This window comes from Microbacterium sp. NPDC077184, assembly GCF_040687055.1.
GTDB lineage: Bacteria > Actinomycetota > Actinomycetes > Actinomycetales > Microbacteriaceae > Microbacterium.
Window position 1 is genome coordinate 16,374 of record NZ_JBFBMM010000007.1, and the last position, 15,033, is coordinate 31,406.

Genomic DNA, 15,033 nt, shown 5'->3' on the forward strand with positions numbered 1-15,033 from the left:
GGATGCCGCGGCCGCGGCATCCTCTCGGAGAAAGTGTCGCCCGCCGCCGGATCGTCTCACTGCAGTGCGGAGGTCAGTCGGGCGAGGTTGTCGAGGACGGTCGAGCGCAGCGGCTGCCGCATCCACTCCTCGAGGGTGAGCTCGCGCGAGAGCGAGCGATAGGTCGCTTCGACCTTGCGCATCTCGTCGATGAACTCCTCGCCGCGCACGAGCATGGAGATCTCCATGTTCAGACCGAACGAGCGCATGTCCATGTTGGACGAGCCGATGATCGCGACCTCGTCGTCGATGGTCATGGACTTCGAGTGCAGGATGTACGGCTTCTGGTACATCCAGATCCTCACGCCCGCGCGCAGCAGCGCCTCGTAGTAGCTGCGCTGCGCGTGATAGACCAGGGCCTGGTCGCCCTCCTCCGACACGAAGAGCTCGACGTGGATGCCGCGTTGGCACGCCGTGGTGACGGCGAGGAGCAGCGCCTCATCCGGGACGAAGTACGGGCTGACGATGATGATCTTCTTCTGGGCGGCGTAGAGGAGACCCGCGAAGAGCTTGAGGTTGTTCTGGAATTCGAACCCGGGCCCGGACGGGATGATCTGGCAGTCGAGATCGCCGGGTCCCGCCTCGACGGAGAACAGATCGATCTCGTCGGTGAGGATCTCATCGGTCTCGCTGTACCAGTCGGAGAGGAACACCGCGTTGATCGAGGCAACGACCGGTCCTTCGATGCGCGCCATGAGGTCGACCCAGTGCAGCCCGCGCTTGATGTTCTTCGGCAGGTTGTAGGTGGAGTCGGTGACGTTCTGCGATCCGGTGAAGGCGACGCGACCGTCGACGACCAGGAGCTTCCGGTGGTTGCGGAGGTCGGGCCGCTGATACTTGCCCTTGAGCGGCTGCACCGGGAGCATGAGCTTCCAGTGCGCGCCCATCGCGTCGAGCCGGCGGAGGGTCTGCTTGTAGAACGGCTTGCCCCGGTTGGCCCAGTGGTCCAGCAGCACGCGCACGACGACGCCGCGCGCGGCGACCTCCTCCAGGGCGCGGAAGAAGTTGTCGGTCGCGGAATCGGACTGGAGGATGTAGAACTCCACGTGCACGTATCGGGTGGACTCGCGGATCGCGTCGGCCATCGCGTCGAGGCTCTCCTGGTAGTCCGCGATCAGCGTCGCCCCGTTGTCGCCCGCCAGCGGCATGGCCCCGAGGTTGCGGTTCAGCGTCACCAGTGACGTGAACCACTCCGGCGCGCCGGGTCGGAGGGTGCCGAAGTCGAGCGAGGCGCTCGTGTCGTGGATGTACTCGTTGATGTCGCGCTGCTTGCGCCGGCGCTTGCGCGGAAGCCGCGGATTGCCGATGAGGAGGAAGAGGAACACCCCGACCAGGGGGATGAAGTAGATCGCGAGCAGCCACGCCATCGCCGCCGTCGGGCGCCGATTGCGCGGAACGATGATGATCGCGGTGACGCGGATGACGATGTCCACGACGAAGACGACGATGACCCACCAGGTCGCGTCGATGGTGACGTTGATCACCCGTGCCCCCTTCCGCGCCGCGCGCGTGTGCCCAGCGTAGTGGGCGGGGGCTCAGCTTTCAGATGCGGATGCCGGCGCCGGCGCCTCGCGCGGGGGCAACCCGCGCTTGGCGCGTTCCTGCGCCTCGATGCGGGCGTAGCTTCTGCGCTCGTTGCGGTCGGCGCGGATGACGCTGCGCAGCACGAAGAAGAACACTCCCGCGACGACGATGGTCGGCAGGAGCGACCAGGTCACCGCGAGCCAGAAGTTCTCCACCCGACCAGGATACGCGCCCGCTCCTCCCCAGGTACCCGGATCCGGCGGGATCGACCCGCACAGGCACGGATGCTGTGGACAGACCGATCGCTCTCGGCGGCCGCCCGCATCCTCGATCCATGACAACCACCGTGACCGTCGGCGACCCCGCCGGGTTCCTCTCCCTCGTCCCCCACCTGATGGGTTTCGCGCCGTCGCGGAGCCTGGTCGTCGTGCCCTTCACCGGCGGTCGAAGTCTCGGCGTCATGCGCGTGGACCTGCCGGGCGGCGAACACGACGCGGTCGACCGTGTCTCGGCGACGGTCGTCGGAATGGTGTGCCGCGTCGCCGGCGCCGACGGTCTCGTCCCCATCGTCTACACCGACGAGCGATTCGCGGATGCCGCGGGGATGCCGCACCGCGAGCTGCTCGATGCCGTCGCCCGCCGCGCCGACGCGTGCGGTCTGGCCCTGCCCGACGCGCTCGTGGTGGCCGCGGACGGCTGGGGATCCACGACGCTGGAGCCGCTGCCGCCCGAGGGTCTGCCGCTCGAGCGGATCGACGTCGATGCCGCCACACCTCGCAACGCTCCCGCCCTCCATGCGGACGGGGTGAGCGGCGCGGAGCTCCCCGAGGTGTCACCGGCCGAGCGCGCGCGCACCGCACAGGCCCTCACCGGTCTCCATCGCGCGCTCCGGATCCTGTGCGGCGGCGCGGCCACCGGCGACGACGGTCCGGCGACGACCGACGATCCGGACGATGTCGCCTGGGCACGCGTCGACCCGCAGTCGCTCATGGCCGCGTGCGCGCTCGACGACGTCCCGACGCTCTACGAGGACGCCCTCGACTGGGATCCTGCCGCGCTGGACGCCGTCCCCGCCGCGACGCTGCTGTGGTGTCTCGCGCGCCCCTCCCTTCGCGACGTCGCGCTGGTGCAGTGGTGCAGCGACATCGAGGGCGGCGACGAAGCCCTGGAGGCGCAGCGCCGGTGGGAATCGGGCGAGGAGTACCCGCCGCATCTCGCGATGCACCTGTGGGGCGAGGGCGCGCAGCCCCAGCCCCGCCGACTCGTCCGCGCGCTCGAGGTGGTTCGCCGGCTCGCGGCGTGCGCCCCACCGGACGCGCAGCCGGGAGCTCTCGCGGTGTGCGCCTGGCTCGCGTGGGCCCTGGGGCGCTCGACGCATGCTGAGGTGCACGCGCGCCACGCCCTCGACCTCGACCCCGAACACGGTCTCGCCGAGATCGTGCTCTCATTCGTCGCGGCGGGGCATCTGCCCGACTGGGCGTTCCGCGCCGTCGGGCAGCGTTGACCCGGAACCACGGGGCCGCGGAACCCCGGGAGGCCGCGGGTGCTACTTGACCAGCGGGAAGAGGATCGTCTCGCGGATGCCGAGGCCCGTGATCGCCATCAGCAGCCGGTCGATCCCCATGCCCATGCCACCGGTCGGGGGCATGCCGTGCTCGAGCGCGCGGAGGAACTCCTCATCGATGCGCATCGCCTCGAGGTCGCCCCGCGCGGCGAGCTTGGCCTGCTCGACGAACCGCTCGCGCTGGATGACGGGGTCGACGAGCTCGGAGTAGCCCGTGGCCAGCTCGAAGCCGCGGACGTACAGGTCCCACTTCTCGACCACGCCGGGGATCGAGCGATGCTCACGGACGAGCGGGCTGGTGTCGAGCGGGAAGTCCATGACGAACGTCGGCCGCGTGAGCGTCGGCTTGACGAAGTGCTCCCACAGCTCCTCGACGAGCTTGCCGTGGATGGGGTGCGGCGGGAGCTCCACGCCGTGCTCCTCGGCGAGGGCGACGAGGGCGTCGTACGGCGTCTCGGGCGAGAGAGTCCGACCCACGGCCGCCGACAGCGAGTCGTACATCGAGAGGCGATCCCACTGACCGCCGAGGTCGTACTCGGTGCCGTCCGCCCACGTCACGGTGGTGGATCCGGCGACCGCGATCGCGGCGTTCTGGATGAGCTCCTGCGTCAGGTCGGCGATCCCCTGGTAGTCGGTGTACGACTGGTAGGCCTCGAGCATCGCGAACTCCGGGCTGTGGGTGGAGTCGGCGCCTTCGTTGCGGAAGTTGCGGTTGATCTCGAAGACTCGGTCGATACCGCCCACGACGGCGCGCTTCAGGAAGAGCTCCGGCGCGATCCGCAGGTACAGGTCGGTGTCGAACGCGTTGGAGTGCGTGATGAACGGGCGGGCCGAGGCCCCACCGTGCTGCACCTGGAGCATCGGCGTCTCGACCTCGACGAAGTCGTGCGCGGCGAACGTGGAGCGGAGACTGGCGTTGACGGTCGAGCGGGCCACGACCGTCTCCCGCGCACGGTCACGGACGATCAGGTCGAGGAAGCGCGAACGCACGCGGCTCTCCTCGCTCAGCTCGCTGTACATGTTCGGCAGCGGCAGGATCGCCTTCGCCGCGATCTGCCATGCGGTGACCATGATCGACAGCTCGCCGCGGCGGCTGGAGATGACCTCGCCCGTGACCGACACGTGGTCGCCGAGGTCGACGAGCTCCTTCCACGCCTGGAGCGACTCCTCGCCCACCTGCGCGAGGGAGACCATCGCCTGGATGCGGCTGCCGTCGCCCGACTGGAGCGTCGCGAAGCAGAGCTTGCCGGTGTTGCGGCTGAACACGATGCGGCCCGCGACGGACGCGGTCTCGCCGGTCTCGGCGCCCGCCTCGAGGTCGCCGAAACGAGCCCGCAGGGCCGGGATGGTGTCGGTGACCGGGACGGTCACCGGGTACGCGCCGCCCGCGGCATCCGCTCGTTCGCCGATCAGGCGCTCGCGCTTGGCCAGGCGCACCGCCTTCTGCTCGAAGACGTCCTCTTCGGTCGGCTCAGGCGCGGGGGCGGCGTCGGGTGCGGTGTCAGACATATGGGGGCTCCTCGGAAGACCGGGCAAGTCTACCGGCGGACGGTCCGCGGACCCGCGCTGACGGATGCCGCGGCCCGCGCGTTCAGGGCTCGCTCGGCGGCTCGGCATCCCGCGCCGCACGCGAGCCGGCGAGAGCGTGATCGATCGTGGAATGCACGAGGGAGGAGAGGTACAGACCCGGCTCCGGCACTCCGGCACGGGAGAGGAGGCCGGTGGACTGCCGGACGATCTCGCGCGAGAACGTCGTCGCCGTGGCGATCCCCTCGGCGTAGGCCGCGCGGTCCTCCTCGGCGATGACGACGGGTTCGCACCCCATCTCGACCGCGAGGGCCTGCGCGATGGGCAGGACGGGCCCCGGTGCCGTGACGGCGGCGAACGCGCCGTGCAGCTGCCGAAGGTCCATCGAGGTGCCGGTGAAGGCGATCGCGGGGTGGATGGCGAGCGGGATGGCCCCGCGTGCGGCCGCGTCGGACAGGATGCCGGCCCCCGAGGCCGGGTCGGTGTGGAGGACGAGCTGCCCGGGCTGCCAGGCCCCGGTCTCGGCGAGCCCGCGCACGAGCCCGGGAAGCTCGGCGGTCGGCACGGCGAGGACGACCAGCTCGCTGCGCCGCACGACCTCCGGGGCGTCGAGGACCGGCACGTCGGGGAGGATCGCCTCGACGCGTTCGCGGTCGGAGCCCGAGGTGATACCCACGAGCGCATGCCCCGCACCCGCGAGCGCGGCCCCCAGGACGGGCCCGACGCGGCCGGCACCGACGATCCCGACGCCGAGGCGGCCGTCGCGGTTCACGACCCGCGCTCCGGCTCGACCGGGGTCGGCGGGGCGACCGAAGCCTCCGGATCGACCGCGACCGGCGCGACCGGGGCCTCGAGGTACTCCGCCCATCGGTGCGACCGGTCATCGCCCGCCGCGGCGACGGCGGCGTGCGCGATGTCGTCGAAGGCGGCGACGGCGTCGTCGCGATCGATCGCGCCGAGCGAGGCGTAGACCGGGCCCGACACGATGTGCGCCCGGAGCCCGGCCACCCGCAGCGCACGGTCGAGGGGGCCCTGATCGATGCCGATCGACTGCAGGCGCGCCAGCGGCACGATCGCGAGGCGACGCCAGATGAATCCGCGACGGAGGAGCAGCAGGTCGGGCGTAACGCGGAAACCGTTGCGTCGCCATGACAGGGGGCGGAGCGGCCACGCGCGACGCGGGGAGGTCCGGAACCCGTCCGCTGCGGCATCCGTCGCTTCGGCATCGTCCTGACCGCCACGAGCCGGTCGCCGGCCGGGCCCGACCATCCCCTGCGTGGCGATCATGCTCCACTCGTCCGCCGGCACGCCCGGCTGCAGCAGGCGCAGAACGCGCTCGACATCGGCGGCCGTGCCGACCGGAAGCGCGGTGGTGAACTGATCGGCCGAGGTGTCGGCGGCATTGCGTCCGCTCAGGCGATTGATGCGGATCGCCCACCAGCCGAAGGGGCGCCACAGGATCGGCTGGGTGATCTCGACCGCGTGGATCCGCCCCGGCGGCACCGTCTCGGTGATCGTGGTGAGCAGACCGAAGGTGATCCGCACGCCGTCGGGGGTCGGGGCGATCGAGTACCGCAGCGAGCGGATGATCGAACGCACCCAGTACGCCCCGACACCGATGAGACCCGGCACGATCGCGAACAGCAGCCACGGGGTCCCGCGGACCGCGCCGATGGACACGGCGACGACACCGAGGATCACCATCACGGTGGTCGTGCTGACCACGTGCGAGAGGATCAGCCGGGCCACCGGGATGTCCACGACCGATTCCGGCTCCGCGACGGGGGCCTCGTCACCCTCGACGAGTCCGGTCAGCCCTCGCGAGACCGTCTGACCGAGCGCCGCGACCCGCGATCCGGCCGCCTCGCGCCGCGCGCTCTCCTCCGCCAGCCGCTGCCCCGAGGCCAAGCGCAGGATGTCGGCGCGGACCGCCTCGGAGTTCTCGGTCGAGAGGTACTCCAGGCGGACGTTGCCGTCGGCTCCGGCGCCGATCACCTCGAGCTTCGCCATCCCGAGCAGGCGGGCGATCATCGGCCGTGTGAGGTTGACGCCCTGCACGCGATCCAGCGGAGCCCGGCGCTGCGTGCGGAACAGGATGCCGCTGCGCACCTCCACGTCGTCATCGGTGATGCGGAAGGTGTGGAAGCGCCAGGAGAGGTAGAAACCGCCGACGAGGACGGCGAGCACTCCGACGACGATGAGGAGCGCGACGAGGTAGAGGTTGTTGTCGATGACGAAGTCGACCGGGTCGCCCTGCATGTCGACATCCACGCCGTCCTCACCGGACCACGGGAAGAAGATCGCGATCAGCCGGTCGCGGAGGTTCGCCACGACGATGCCGATGACGACGAGGAGGAACAGTCCGCCCCGCAGCAACGGGGTGAGGGGGTGCAGCCGGTGCCACTCGCCGTCGCTGAGCGGGGAGCGCACGAGCGCGGGCGGCGGGGCGCCGGGACCCGCGCTCGGTGCCCCGCCCGGACCGGCGTTCGGATCGGCGTTCGGGTCGGGAGCGCTCATAGGCCGGTGCGCCGGCTCTCGGCGACCTCGACGAGGTGGTCGCGCAGGGTGTCGGCGGTCTGCTGCGGCAGGCCCGGAATCGTGACGCCGGTCGCGGCGGCCGCAGTGACGAACTTCAGCTGCGCGATGCCGAACGCGCGGTCGAGCGGACCGTGCGTGATGTCGACGAGCTGCATGCGACCGTAGGGGACGGCGACGAAACGCTGCCACAGGATGCCCCGGCGGAAGACGAGGTCGTCCTCGCGCAGCCGGTAGCCGATCGCCCGGGCCTGGCGGGGGAGGATCGCGAGGGTCCACACCATGATGAGCGTGAAGATCCCGCCGGGGATGTACGCCCACACCTGCCCGAAGGCGAGCGCGAGGACGAGGGTCGCCGCCACGGCGAGGAGGAGGACGATGCCCGACGAGAGCAGCTGCACCCACACGTAGCGGGGTGAGATCTGGTGCCAGACGCCCTCGGCGAGGACGAGGCGCGACGCCGACCGGGACTCGACGATGCGGTCGAACGTCGCCCGCTCCGCGGTCGTCTGCGGCTCCGCGGTCGTCGCCGACTCCGCGGTCTCAGTGGGTCGGCTCGCCGGGTCCGGCTCCGAGGGGGTCGTGGGGACCGGGGCCTCCGGCTCCGGGCTGTTCGTCATCGTCGTCCTTCCGGATGGTGCACAGGTGCTCGGCCACGAGGGCCGCCGCGATGAGGACCGCGCCGCAGACGGCGGTCGCGATGAGCGTGCCCACCGAGCCTACCGACGGCGTCACGGGAAGCGTCGCGCGAAAGGCCAGGAGCCCCAGCCCGAACCCGCCGATCGCGGCGCCCACGATGCTGGACGCCTTGGCGAGCATGGCGATCCGGAGCGCCCGGAACGGATTCACCGCCGCCCGCCCGCGCCCGCGTGTCGCCTGGCGGATCGGCACGGCGAGCACCACCACGACCGCACCGAGGAGGAGCAGGAGGATCGGGAGCGACACCATCGGGGTGAAGGTCGGCCGCCCGGTCGCGGTCAGCACCTGGTTCAGCACGAACCCCGCGGCACCGCCGAGCACCGCGGCGACGACCAGCACGCCCGCGCCCGTGCGGTTCATCGACGGTTCCGGAGATCGGCCAGGAGGGCGTCGACCCGACCGCGACCGGGGAGGACGGCATCCGGATCCAGAGCGAGCCACGGCTCGAGTACGAAGTCGCGTTCCGCGGCGCGCGGGTGCGGCAGGAGGAGGGCGGGGGCGTCGCTGCGGACGTCGCCGTACGCGATGAGGTCGAGGTCGAGGGTGCGGTCGCCCCACCGCTCGCGGCGGACGCGCCCGTGGCGCGCCTCGATGGCGTGGAGGTACCCGAGAAGCACCGTCGGAGCGAGGCGTGTGCGGACGATCGCGACGGCGTTGAGATAGGCCGGGGCCGCGGCATCCGGCCCGTCCAGCGTGACCGCGACGGACTCGATCGCCGGCGAGACGCGGATCCCGTCGACCAGCGGCAGGCGACGGATGTCGGCCACCGCGGCCTCGAGCGTCGCCACGCGATCGCCGAGGTTGGCGCCGAGCGCCACGACCGCCGTCTCGACGGGGCGATCCGGATGCGGCGGATCCGCCTGGATGCCGTCGGCCAGGCGCCGGCTCATGCCGCGGCCCGGGAGCGCGTGATGGTCACCGAGACGTCGTCGAACTGCAGGGCGATGGGCGCCTGCGGCTTGTGCACCGTGACCTCCACCCGCGCGACGCGGTCGTCGGCGAGCGCGACGTCGGCGATGCGCTGCGCGAGCGTCTCGAGGAGGTCGACCGGGTCGCCCGCGACGACCGCGGCGACGGATGTCGCCAGCTCGCCGTAGTGGACGGTGTCGGCGACGTCGTCGCTCGCGGCGGCGGGGCGCGTGTCGAGGTCGAGCCGGAGATCGACGACGAAGTCCTGTCCGTCGCGCTTCTCGTCGTCGTACACGCCGTGGTACCCGAAGACCCGGAGCCCGCTCAGCGTGATGCGATCGGCGACGTCCATCGGTGATCTCCCTTCCAGCGTTCGGCGATGAGGAGCGCGTCGCGGGTGGCGGCCACGTCGTGGACGCGCACGCCCCACACCCCGACCTGGGCGGCCAGGACGCTCGTGACGGCGGTGGCGAGGTCGCGCCGCTCGATCGAGGCGTCGCCGGGGTCGTCGGCGAGCGACTCGGCGAGGAAGCGCTTGCGGCTGGTCCCCACGAGGACGCGAGGGCCCAGCCCGACGATGCGGGACAGTCCGCGCAGCGTCGCCCAGTTCTGCTCGCCGCGTTTGCCGAATCCGATCCCGGGATCCACCAGCACCCGCGCGGGCGGGATGCCGGCGTGGGTCGCGGCCTCCATCCGGGCGCCGAGTTCGGCGACGACCTCGCCCACGACGTCGTCGTACCGGGCGCGGGCGTACATGTCCGACGAGGGGCCGCGCCAGTGTCCGAGCACGACGTCGGCACCGGATGCCGCGACGGCGGCGAGCATGTCCGGATCGGCGAGCCCGCCCGAGACGTCGTTGACCAGCCGCGCTCCGGCGGCCACGGCGGCGGCCGCCGTCGCGGCGTTGAGCGTGTCGATGCTGACGACCGCACCCTGCCGCGTCAGCTCCGCGATGACCGGCAGCACCCGCTCCTGCTCGACCTCCGGGGTCACCCGCTCGGCGCCGGGTCGGGTGGATTCGCCGCCGACGTCGAGGATCGCCGCGCCCTCGGCGCGCAGACACAGACCGTGCGCGACGGCCGCTTCGGCATCCAGGAAGCGTCCGCCGTCGCTGAACGAATCGGGGGTGACGTTCACCACGCCCATGACGAGCGCGGTCACGCGCGCGCCCCGAGGAGGAGGACGACCTCCGCGCGGGCGGCCGGCTCGGCGAGCGCGCCGCGGGCGGCGATCGTGACGGTCGAGGCGTCGGGCTGACGCTCCCCCCGCATCGTGAGGCATTCATGGGCGGCGTCGAGGACGACGAGGACACCCCGCGCGTCGAGCTTCGCGGCGATGACGTCGGCGATCTGTTCGCCGAGGCGCTCCTGCACCTGCGGGCGGGCGGCGAGGATGTCGACCACCTTCGGGAGGGCGCCGAGCCCGACGACCTGCTCACCGGGCAGGTAGGCGATGTGCGCGTGTCCGCGGAAGGGCAGAAGGTGATGCTCGCAGACCGAGCGGAAGAGGATGTCGCGCAGCATCACCGCGCCCGAAGGCAGCGTCTCGGGCGCAGGGCCGCGCGAGACCGAGATCGTGTGGGCGAGAGGCGCCGCGGGGTCCTCCCCCACGCCGCCGAAGAACTCGGCGTACGCGTCGGCGACCCGCTGCGGCGTGTGCTTGAGCCCGGGACGATCGGGGTCTTCCCCGATCGCCTCCAGCAGGTCCCTCACCAGAGCGGAGACCCGTTCACGATCAACGGCCACGCACCGAGCCTATGCGGTCGCCGGACGCGCCTGACCGGACGGCTGCCGCGTGGCGGCCTTCTCGGGCTCGCCCTCCGGCGCCGCCTCGACGGATGCCGCGACATCGACGGGCACGGCGCGCTTGGGCACCTCGACCGGCGGCTGCTGCGAGACCGGACGGTCGTTGCTGGAGAGCCACTGCGGGCGCGGGGTGAGCTTCTGCACGTCGGTGAAGATCTCGGCGAGCTCGAGGTGGTCGAGCGTCTCCCTCTCCAGGAGCGCCAGGGCGAGGCGGTCCAGGACGTGGCGGTTGGCGTTGATCACGCGGTAGGCCTCGTCGTGCGCCTGCTCGATGAGGGCGCGGACCTGGGCGTCCACGCGCTCGGCGATGCGCTCGGAGAAGTCGCGGCCGTGCCCCATGTCGCGGCCCATGAAGACCTCGCCGGAGGACTGCCCGAGCTTCACGGGTCCGACATCCGTGGTCATGCCGTATTCGGTGACCATCTTGCGGGCGATGCTCGTCGCCTTCTCGATGTCGTTCGACGCCCCGGTGGTGGGGTCGTGGAAGACGATCTCCTCGGCCACACGGCCGCCCATCGCGTACGCCAGCTGATCCTGGAGCTCGTTGCGGGTGACGGAGTACTTGTCATCGAGCGGCAGCACCATCGTGTAGCCGAGCGCCTTGCCGCGCGGAAGGATCGTGACCTTCGTGACCGGGTCGGTGTGGTTCATCGCGGCCGCCGCGAGCGCGTGACCGCCCTCGTGGTACGCGGTGATCAGCTTCTCGCGGTCCTTCATGACGCGGGTGCGACGCTGCGGGCCGGCGAGCACACGGTCGATCGCCTCGTCGAGGGCGCGGTTGTCGATGAGCTGGGCGTTGGAGCGCGCCGTCAGCAGGGCGGCTTCGTTGAGGACGTTCGCGAGGTCGGCACCGGTGAAGCCCGGCGTCTTCCGCGCGACGACCTCGAGGTCGACGCCGTCGGCCAGGGGCTTGCCGCGGCCGTGCACCTCGAGGATCTGCTTGCGGCCCTTGAGGTCAGGAGCGTCGACGCCGATCTGGCGGTCGAAGCGGCCCGGGCGCAGGAGCGCGGGGTCGAGGATGTCGGGGCGGTTCGTCGCCGCGATGACGATGACGTTGGCCTTGGGGTCGAAGCCGTCCATCTCGACGAGCATCTGGTTGAGGGTCTGCTCGCGCTCGTCGTGACCGCCGCCCATGCCGGCACCGCGGTGGCGACCGACGGCGTCGATCTCGTCGATGAAGATGATCGCGGGAGAGCTCTCCTTGGCCTGGTTGAACAGGTCGCGGACGCGGCTCGCGCCGACGCCGACGAACATCTCGACGAAATCCGAACCCGAGATCGAGTAGAACGGCACACCGGCTTCGCCCGCGACCGCGCGGGCGAGGAGCGTCTTTCCGGTTCCGGGAGGGCCGTACAGCAGCACGCCCTTCGGGATGCGGGCACCGACGTTCTGGAACTTCGTCGGGTCCTTGAGGAAGTCCTTGATCTCCTCGAGCTCCTCGATCGCCTCGTCGGAGCCGGCGACGTCGGCGAAGGTGACCTGCGGCATCTCCTTCGTCACGAGCTTCGCGCGGGACTTGCCGAACTGCATCACCCGGCTGCCGCCGCCCTGGGCGGAGGACAGCAGGAACCAGAAGAGCAGACCCAGCAGCAGGATCGGCAGGAGCAGGGAGAGGAAGCCGTCGAACCACGTCGCGCGGGGGACGACGTCGTTGAAGCCGTCGGTCGGCGAGGCCGCGTCGATCGCGCGCACCACCTCGTCGGCGCGGGCGGAGACGTAGTAGAACTGCACCTCGGTCGCGCCGTCGTACGCGCTCGAGAGGGTCATGTCCACGCGCTGGTCGCCGTCTGTGTTGACCACCTCGGTCACGGTGTCGCCGCGGAGGAGCTCGAGACCTTCCTGCGTGGTGATCTGCTTCGCGCCCCCGAGGCTGGAGATGAGGGAGAACCCGACGATCAGCAGGAGTCCGATCACCAGCACGTAGAACAGCGGGTTGCGCGCGATCTTCTTGAAGTCCATAGTCGGGCGTGTGCCCGGTCCCTTCGTCGGCCGACGTCCTTCCGGGGGCACCACGCCCCGGCGACGGTGCGTTCAGGGTATCCCGCGGCGCCTATGCCCGGCCTGAACATTCGCCGGTGGCGAAATCGCCGTCCGTCAGGAGTAGACGTGCGGGGCGAGCACCGCGACGTCGCGGAGATTGCGGTAGCGCTCGTCGTAGTCGAGGCCGTAGCCCACGACGAAATCGTTGGGGATGTCGAAGCCCACGTAGCGGCAGTGGACCTCGACCTTGGCGGCATCCGGCTTCCGGAAAAGGGCGAACACCTCCACCGACGCGGCTCCGCGGGAGGAGAAGTTCTCCAGCAGCCAGCTGAGGGTGAGGCCCGAGTCGATGATGTCCTCGACGATCAGGACGTGCTTGCCCGACAGGTCGGTGTCGAGGTCCTTCCGGATCTGCACCACGCCGCTCGACTTCGTGCCGGCGCCGTAGGACGACACCGCCATCCAGTCCATGGGCACGAGGGTCGGGAGGGCCCGCGAGAAGTCGGCCATCACCATGATCGCGCCCTTGAGGACGCCGACGAGCACGAGGTCCTTGCCCTCGTAGTCGGCCGCGACCGCGGCGGCCACCTCGTCGAGCTTGGCGAGGATCTCCTCCTCGGTCGCCAGAACGTCGGTCAGGTCGTCGGAGATGTCGGCCGCGCGCATCCCCCGAGTCTAAGGAACGGATGCCGGTTCGGCGACGGGGTACGCCGCGCCGAACCGGCTCAGTGGGCGGTGACCTCGATGCGGCCGCCGACGCGGGCGGCGCGGCATCCGGGGAGATCGATGGGACCCTGACCCGTCCAGTGGGTGACCAGGCGCGCGACCTCGAGGGTCTGCGCGCGGGTGAGGCTCTGGTGGAATTCGGCGGCCACGACATGGCGGATGATGCGATGGCGGAGCGCGGCCGGGTTGGCCGCGAGCGCCGCCACCGAGACCGCGATCCCGGCTTCGGCCGGCTCGACGATGTCCTCGATGGTCTCGGCGATCATCTCGTCGAACGCCGCGGCGTCCTCGCGCAGCTGCGCGGCCGTCCGGGCGAGGGCCTCGGCGATCCCCGGGCCGATCTCGGCCTCGAGCGCCGGCAGCATCCGCTCGCGCACGCGCACCCGCGCGAAACGGTCATCGGTGTTGTGGGGGTCGTCCCACCACGTCAGTCCCTGGGCGGTGCAGGCGGCGCGGGTGGTCTCGCGGCGGATGTCGAGGAGCGGGCGGACGAGGGGGACGCCGTCGAGGTCGGAGACCGCCGCCATCCCCTGCAGGCTCGCCGCACCCGACCCGCGCGCGAGCCCCAGCAGTACCGTCTCGGCCTGATCGTCGAGGGTGTGCCCCGTGACGATCACCGCGGGCGCGCGTTCGACGGCCGCGGCGCGAAGCGCCCCGTAGCGCGCCGTCCGGGCCGCGGCCTCCGGGCCGCCCTCCTCGCCGACGTCGACGCGGACGACATGGACGCTGAGCCCGAGGCCGCGGGCCGTCTCGGCAGCGGATGCCGCGACCGCCGCGGAGTCGTCCTGTAGACCGTGATCGACGATGACGGCCAGGGCATCGCGCTCCGCGCGCGGGGCCTCGAAGGCCACCGCGGCGGCGAGCGCGAGGGAATCCGCCCCGCCGGACAGCGCGACGACGATCGTCGCGGTCGGGTCGACGTCGGCGAGAGCCGCGCGCACCGCCCGCCGGATCTCGGCGACGGCGGGGGGAAGGCTCGGTCGTCGCTCGTCCATCCGCTCACGGTAGCGGGCCACGCCGTCGAGAACGCATGACGAGGCCGCCTTCCGGCCGCCGGCCGCGCGCTGAAGCCCCGGGATCTCCCGCATCTTCGACGGATCGGGGCCGACGGTAGGCTGATGCGCGGCATTCACCCCTCTTCGAAGGAGACCAGCATGGGCGCATACGACGCCGTCATCGAGATCCCGCGCGGCAGCCGCGTGAAGTACGAGGTCGACCACGGCACCGGCCGGGTGTTCCTGGACCGCGTCCTGTTCACCCCCATGGGCTACCCCAGCAACTACGGGTTCTTCGAGAACACCCTCGGCGAGGACGGCGACCCGCTCGACGTGCTCGTGCTGCTCGACCGCGACATCTACCCGGGCGTCCTCGCCAAGGTCCGCCCGGTCGGCGTGCTCAAGATGAGCGATGAGGCCGGCGGCGACGACAAGGTGGTCGCGGTCCTGGCGAAGGACCCCCGCTGGAACCACATCCAGGACGTCGACGACATCGACGAGTGGACCCGCAACGAGATCAACCACTTCTTCGAGCACTACAAGGACCTCGAGCCCGGCAAGTGGGTCAAGGTCGACCAGTGGGCGAACGCCGCCGAGGCCGAGCGCCTCGTCGCCGAAGCCTTCGAGCGCTTCGACGAGCACGAGGGTCGCACCAAGACCCAGGGTGAGGGCGAAGCTCCCACGACGCTCTGATCGGCATCCGATCAGGGAAGGGGCGACCGGCGCGAGC

At 71.3% G+C, this 15,033-nt stretch carries 16 protein-coding genes; 2 read left to right on the forward strand and 14 right to left on the reverse strand.

The features are described 5' to 3' along the window. Nucleotides 1-56: 56 nt before the first annotated feature. On the reverse strand, nt 57-1,523 hold the full coding sequence (gene cls / locus AB0O93_RS12770; protein WP_363343911.1) for a cardiolipin synthase: 1,467 nt from the start codon (nt 1,521-1,523) through the stop codon (nt 57-59). 51 nt (nt 1,524-1,574) lie between these two features. Continuing rightward, entirely contained in the window at nt 1,575-1,778 is a 204-nt protein-coding gene (locus AB0O93_RS12775) for a hypothetical protein (protein ID WP_363343913.1), read from the reverse strand. Nucleotides 1,779-1,897: 119 nt separating this feature from the next. On the opposite strand from AB0O93_RS12775, the gene AB0O93_RS12780 reads away from it, so the two are divergent. Continuing rightward, entirely contained in the window at nt 1,898-3,067 is a 1,170-nt protein-coding gene (locus AB0O93_RS12780; RefSeq protein WP_363343915.1) for a DUF4192 family protein, read from the forward strand. Between the two features lie 42 nt (nt 3,068-3,109). On the opposite strand, the gene lysS is transcribed toward AB0O93_RS12780, so the two are convergent. The 12 genes from lysS to tilS all read right to left on the reverse strand — a co-directional run bounded on the left by lysS (nt 3,110) and on the right by tilS (nt 14,303). Next, nucleotides 3,110-4,636: a lysine--tRNA ligase gene (gene lysS / locus AB0O93_RS12785; RefSeq protein WP_363343917.1), complete on the reverse strand. Its 1,527-nt coding sequence runs from the start codon at nt 4,634-4,636 to the stop codon at nt 3,110-3,112. An 82-nt stretch (nt 4,637-4,718) separates the two neighbouring features. Then, nucleotides 4,719-5,426 (reverse strand): DUF2520 domain-containing protein, encoded by a 708-nt coding sequence (locus AB0O93_RS12790; RefSeq protein WP_363343919.1) that lies wholly within the window; start codon nt 5,424-5,426, stop codon nt 4,719-4,721. Then, entirely contained in the window at nt 5,423-7,171 is a 1,749-nt protein-coding gene (locus tag AB0O93_RS12795; protein ID WP_363343921.1) for a PH domain-containing protein, read from the reverse strand. The genes AB0O93_RS12790 and AB0O93_RS12795 overlap by 4 nt, the downstream gene beginning before the upstream one ends. Then, complete coding sequence (locus AB0O93_RS12800; RefSeq protein ID WP_363344221.1) at nt 7,168-7,668, reverse strand: PH domain-containing protein; 501 nt, start codon at nt 7,666-7,668, stop codon at nt 7,168-7,170. Before AB0O93_RS12800 ends, AB0O93_RS12795 begins: the two co-directional genes overlap by 4 nt. Before the next feature lie 64 nt (nt 7,669-7,732). Continuing rightward, on the reverse strand, nt 7,733-8,248 hold the full coding sequence (locus AB0O93_RS12805; RefSeq protein ID WP_363343923.1) for a DUF3180 domain-containing protein: 516 nt from the start codon (nt 8,246-8,248) through the stop codon (nt 7,733-7,735). Continuing rightward, nucleotides 8,245-8,778: a 2-amino-4-hydroxy-6-hydroxymethyldihydropteridine diphosphokinase gene (gene folK / locus AB0O93_RS12810; protein WP_363343925.1), complete on the reverse strand. Its 534-nt coding sequence runs from the start codon at nt 8,776-8,778 to the stop codon at nt 8,245-8,247. The genes AB0O93_RS12805 and folK overlap by 4 nt, the downstream gene beginning before the upstream one ends. Further along, on the reverse strand, nt 8,775-9,149 hold the full coding sequence (folB, locus tag AB0O93_RS12815; RefSeq protein WP_363343927.1) for a dihydroneopterin aldolase: 375 nt from the start codon (nt 9,147-9,149) through the stop codon (nt 8,775-8,777). The genes folK and folB overlap by 4 nt, the downstream gene beginning before the upstream one ends. Beyond that, nucleotides 9,122-9,958 (reverse strand): dihydropteroate synthase, encoded by an 837-nt coding sequence (gene folP, locus AB0O93_RS12820; RefSeq protein WP_363343929.1) that lies wholly within the window; start codon nt 9,956-9,958, stop codon nt 9,122-9,124. Before folP ends, folB begins: the two co-directional genes overlap by 28 nt. Further along, the gene (folE, locus tag AB0O93_RS12825; protein WP_301131944.1) at nt 9,955-10,542 is read right to left on the reverse strand and encodes a GTP cyclohydrolase I; all 588 of its coding nucleotides are present in this window, start codon (nt 10,540-10,542) and stop codon (nt 9,955-9,957) included. Before folE ends, folP begins: the two co-directional genes overlap by 4 nt. 9 nt (nt 10,543-10,551) lie before the next feature. Continuing rightward, on the reverse strand, nt 10,552-12,561 hold the full coding sequence (gene ftsH / locus AB0O93_RS12830; protein ID WP_363343932.1) for an ATP-dependent zinc metalloprotease FtsH: 2,010 nt from the start codon (nt 12,559-12,561) through the stop codon (nt 10,552-10,554). Between the two features lie 135 nt (nt 12,562-12,696). Next, entirely contained in the window at nt 12,697-13,248 is a 552-nt protein-coding gene (hpt, locus tag AB0O93_RS12835; protein WP_053546537.1) for a hypoxanthine phosphoribosyltransferase, read from the reverse strand. A 59-nt stretch (nt 13,249-13,307) separates the two neighbouring features. Then, nucleotides 13,308-14,303 (reverse strand): tRNA lysidine(34) synthetase TilS, encoded by a 996-nt coding sequence (gene tilS / locus AB0O93_RS12840; RefSeq protein ID WP_363343934.1) that lies wholly within the window; start codon nt 14,301-14,303, stop codon nt 13,308-13,310. 159 nt (nt 14,304-14,462) lie between these two features. Here tilS and ppa point away from each other — a divergent pair, with 159 nt between their 5' ends. Continuing rightward, nucleotides 14,463-14,996 (forward strand): inorganic diphosphatase, encoded by a 534-nt coding sequence (ppa, locus tag AB0O93_RS12845; protein WP_363343936.1) that lies wholly within the window; start codon nt 14,463-14,465, stop codon nt 14,994-14,996. Nucleotides 14,997-15,033: the final 37 nt, after the last annotated feature.

Excerpts from the sequence above, each read along its gene's own strand:
- lysS (WP_363343917.1), bottom strand. The coding sequence starts at position 4,636 with ATGTCTGACACCGCACCCGACGCCGCCCCCGCGCCTGAGCCGACCGAA.
- ppa (WP_363343936.1), top strand. The coding sequence starts at position 14,463 with ATGGGCGCATACGACGCCGTCATCGAGATCCCGCGCGGCAGCCGCGTG.
- hpt (WP_053546537.1), bottom strand. The coding sequence starts at position 13,248 with ATGCGCGCGGCCGACATCTCCGACGACCTGACCGACGTTCTGGCGACC.
- AB0O93_RS12780 (WP_363343915.1), top strand. The coding sequence starts at position 1,898 with ATGACAACCACCGTGACCGTCGGCGACCCCGCCGGGTTCCTCTCCCTC.
- AB0O93_RS12805 (WP_363343923.1), bottom strand. The coding sequence starts at position 8,248 with ATGAACCGCACGGGCGCGGGCGTGCTGGTCGTCGCCGCGGTGCTCGGC.
- tilS (WP_363343934.1), bottom strand. The coding sequence starts at position 14,303 with ATGGACGAGCGACGACCGAGCCTTCCCCCCGCCGTCGCCGAGATCCGG.
- AB0O93_RS12795 (WP_363343921.1), bottom strand. The coding sequence starts at position 7,171 with ATGAGCGCTCCCGACCCGAACGCCGATCCGAACGCCGGTCCGGGCGGG.
- ftsH (WP_363343932.1), bottom strand. The coding sequence starts at position 12,561 with ATGGACTTCAAGAAGATCGCGCGCAACCCGCTGTTCTACGTGCTGGTG.
- folB (WP_363343927.1), bottom strand. The coding sequence starts at position 9,149 with ATGGACGTCGCCGATCGCATCACGCTGAGCGGGCTCCGGGTCTTCGGG.
- folK (WP_363343925.1), bottom strand. The coding sequence starts at position 8,778 with ATGAGCCGGCGCCTGGCCGACGGCATCCAGGCGGATCCGCCGCATCCG.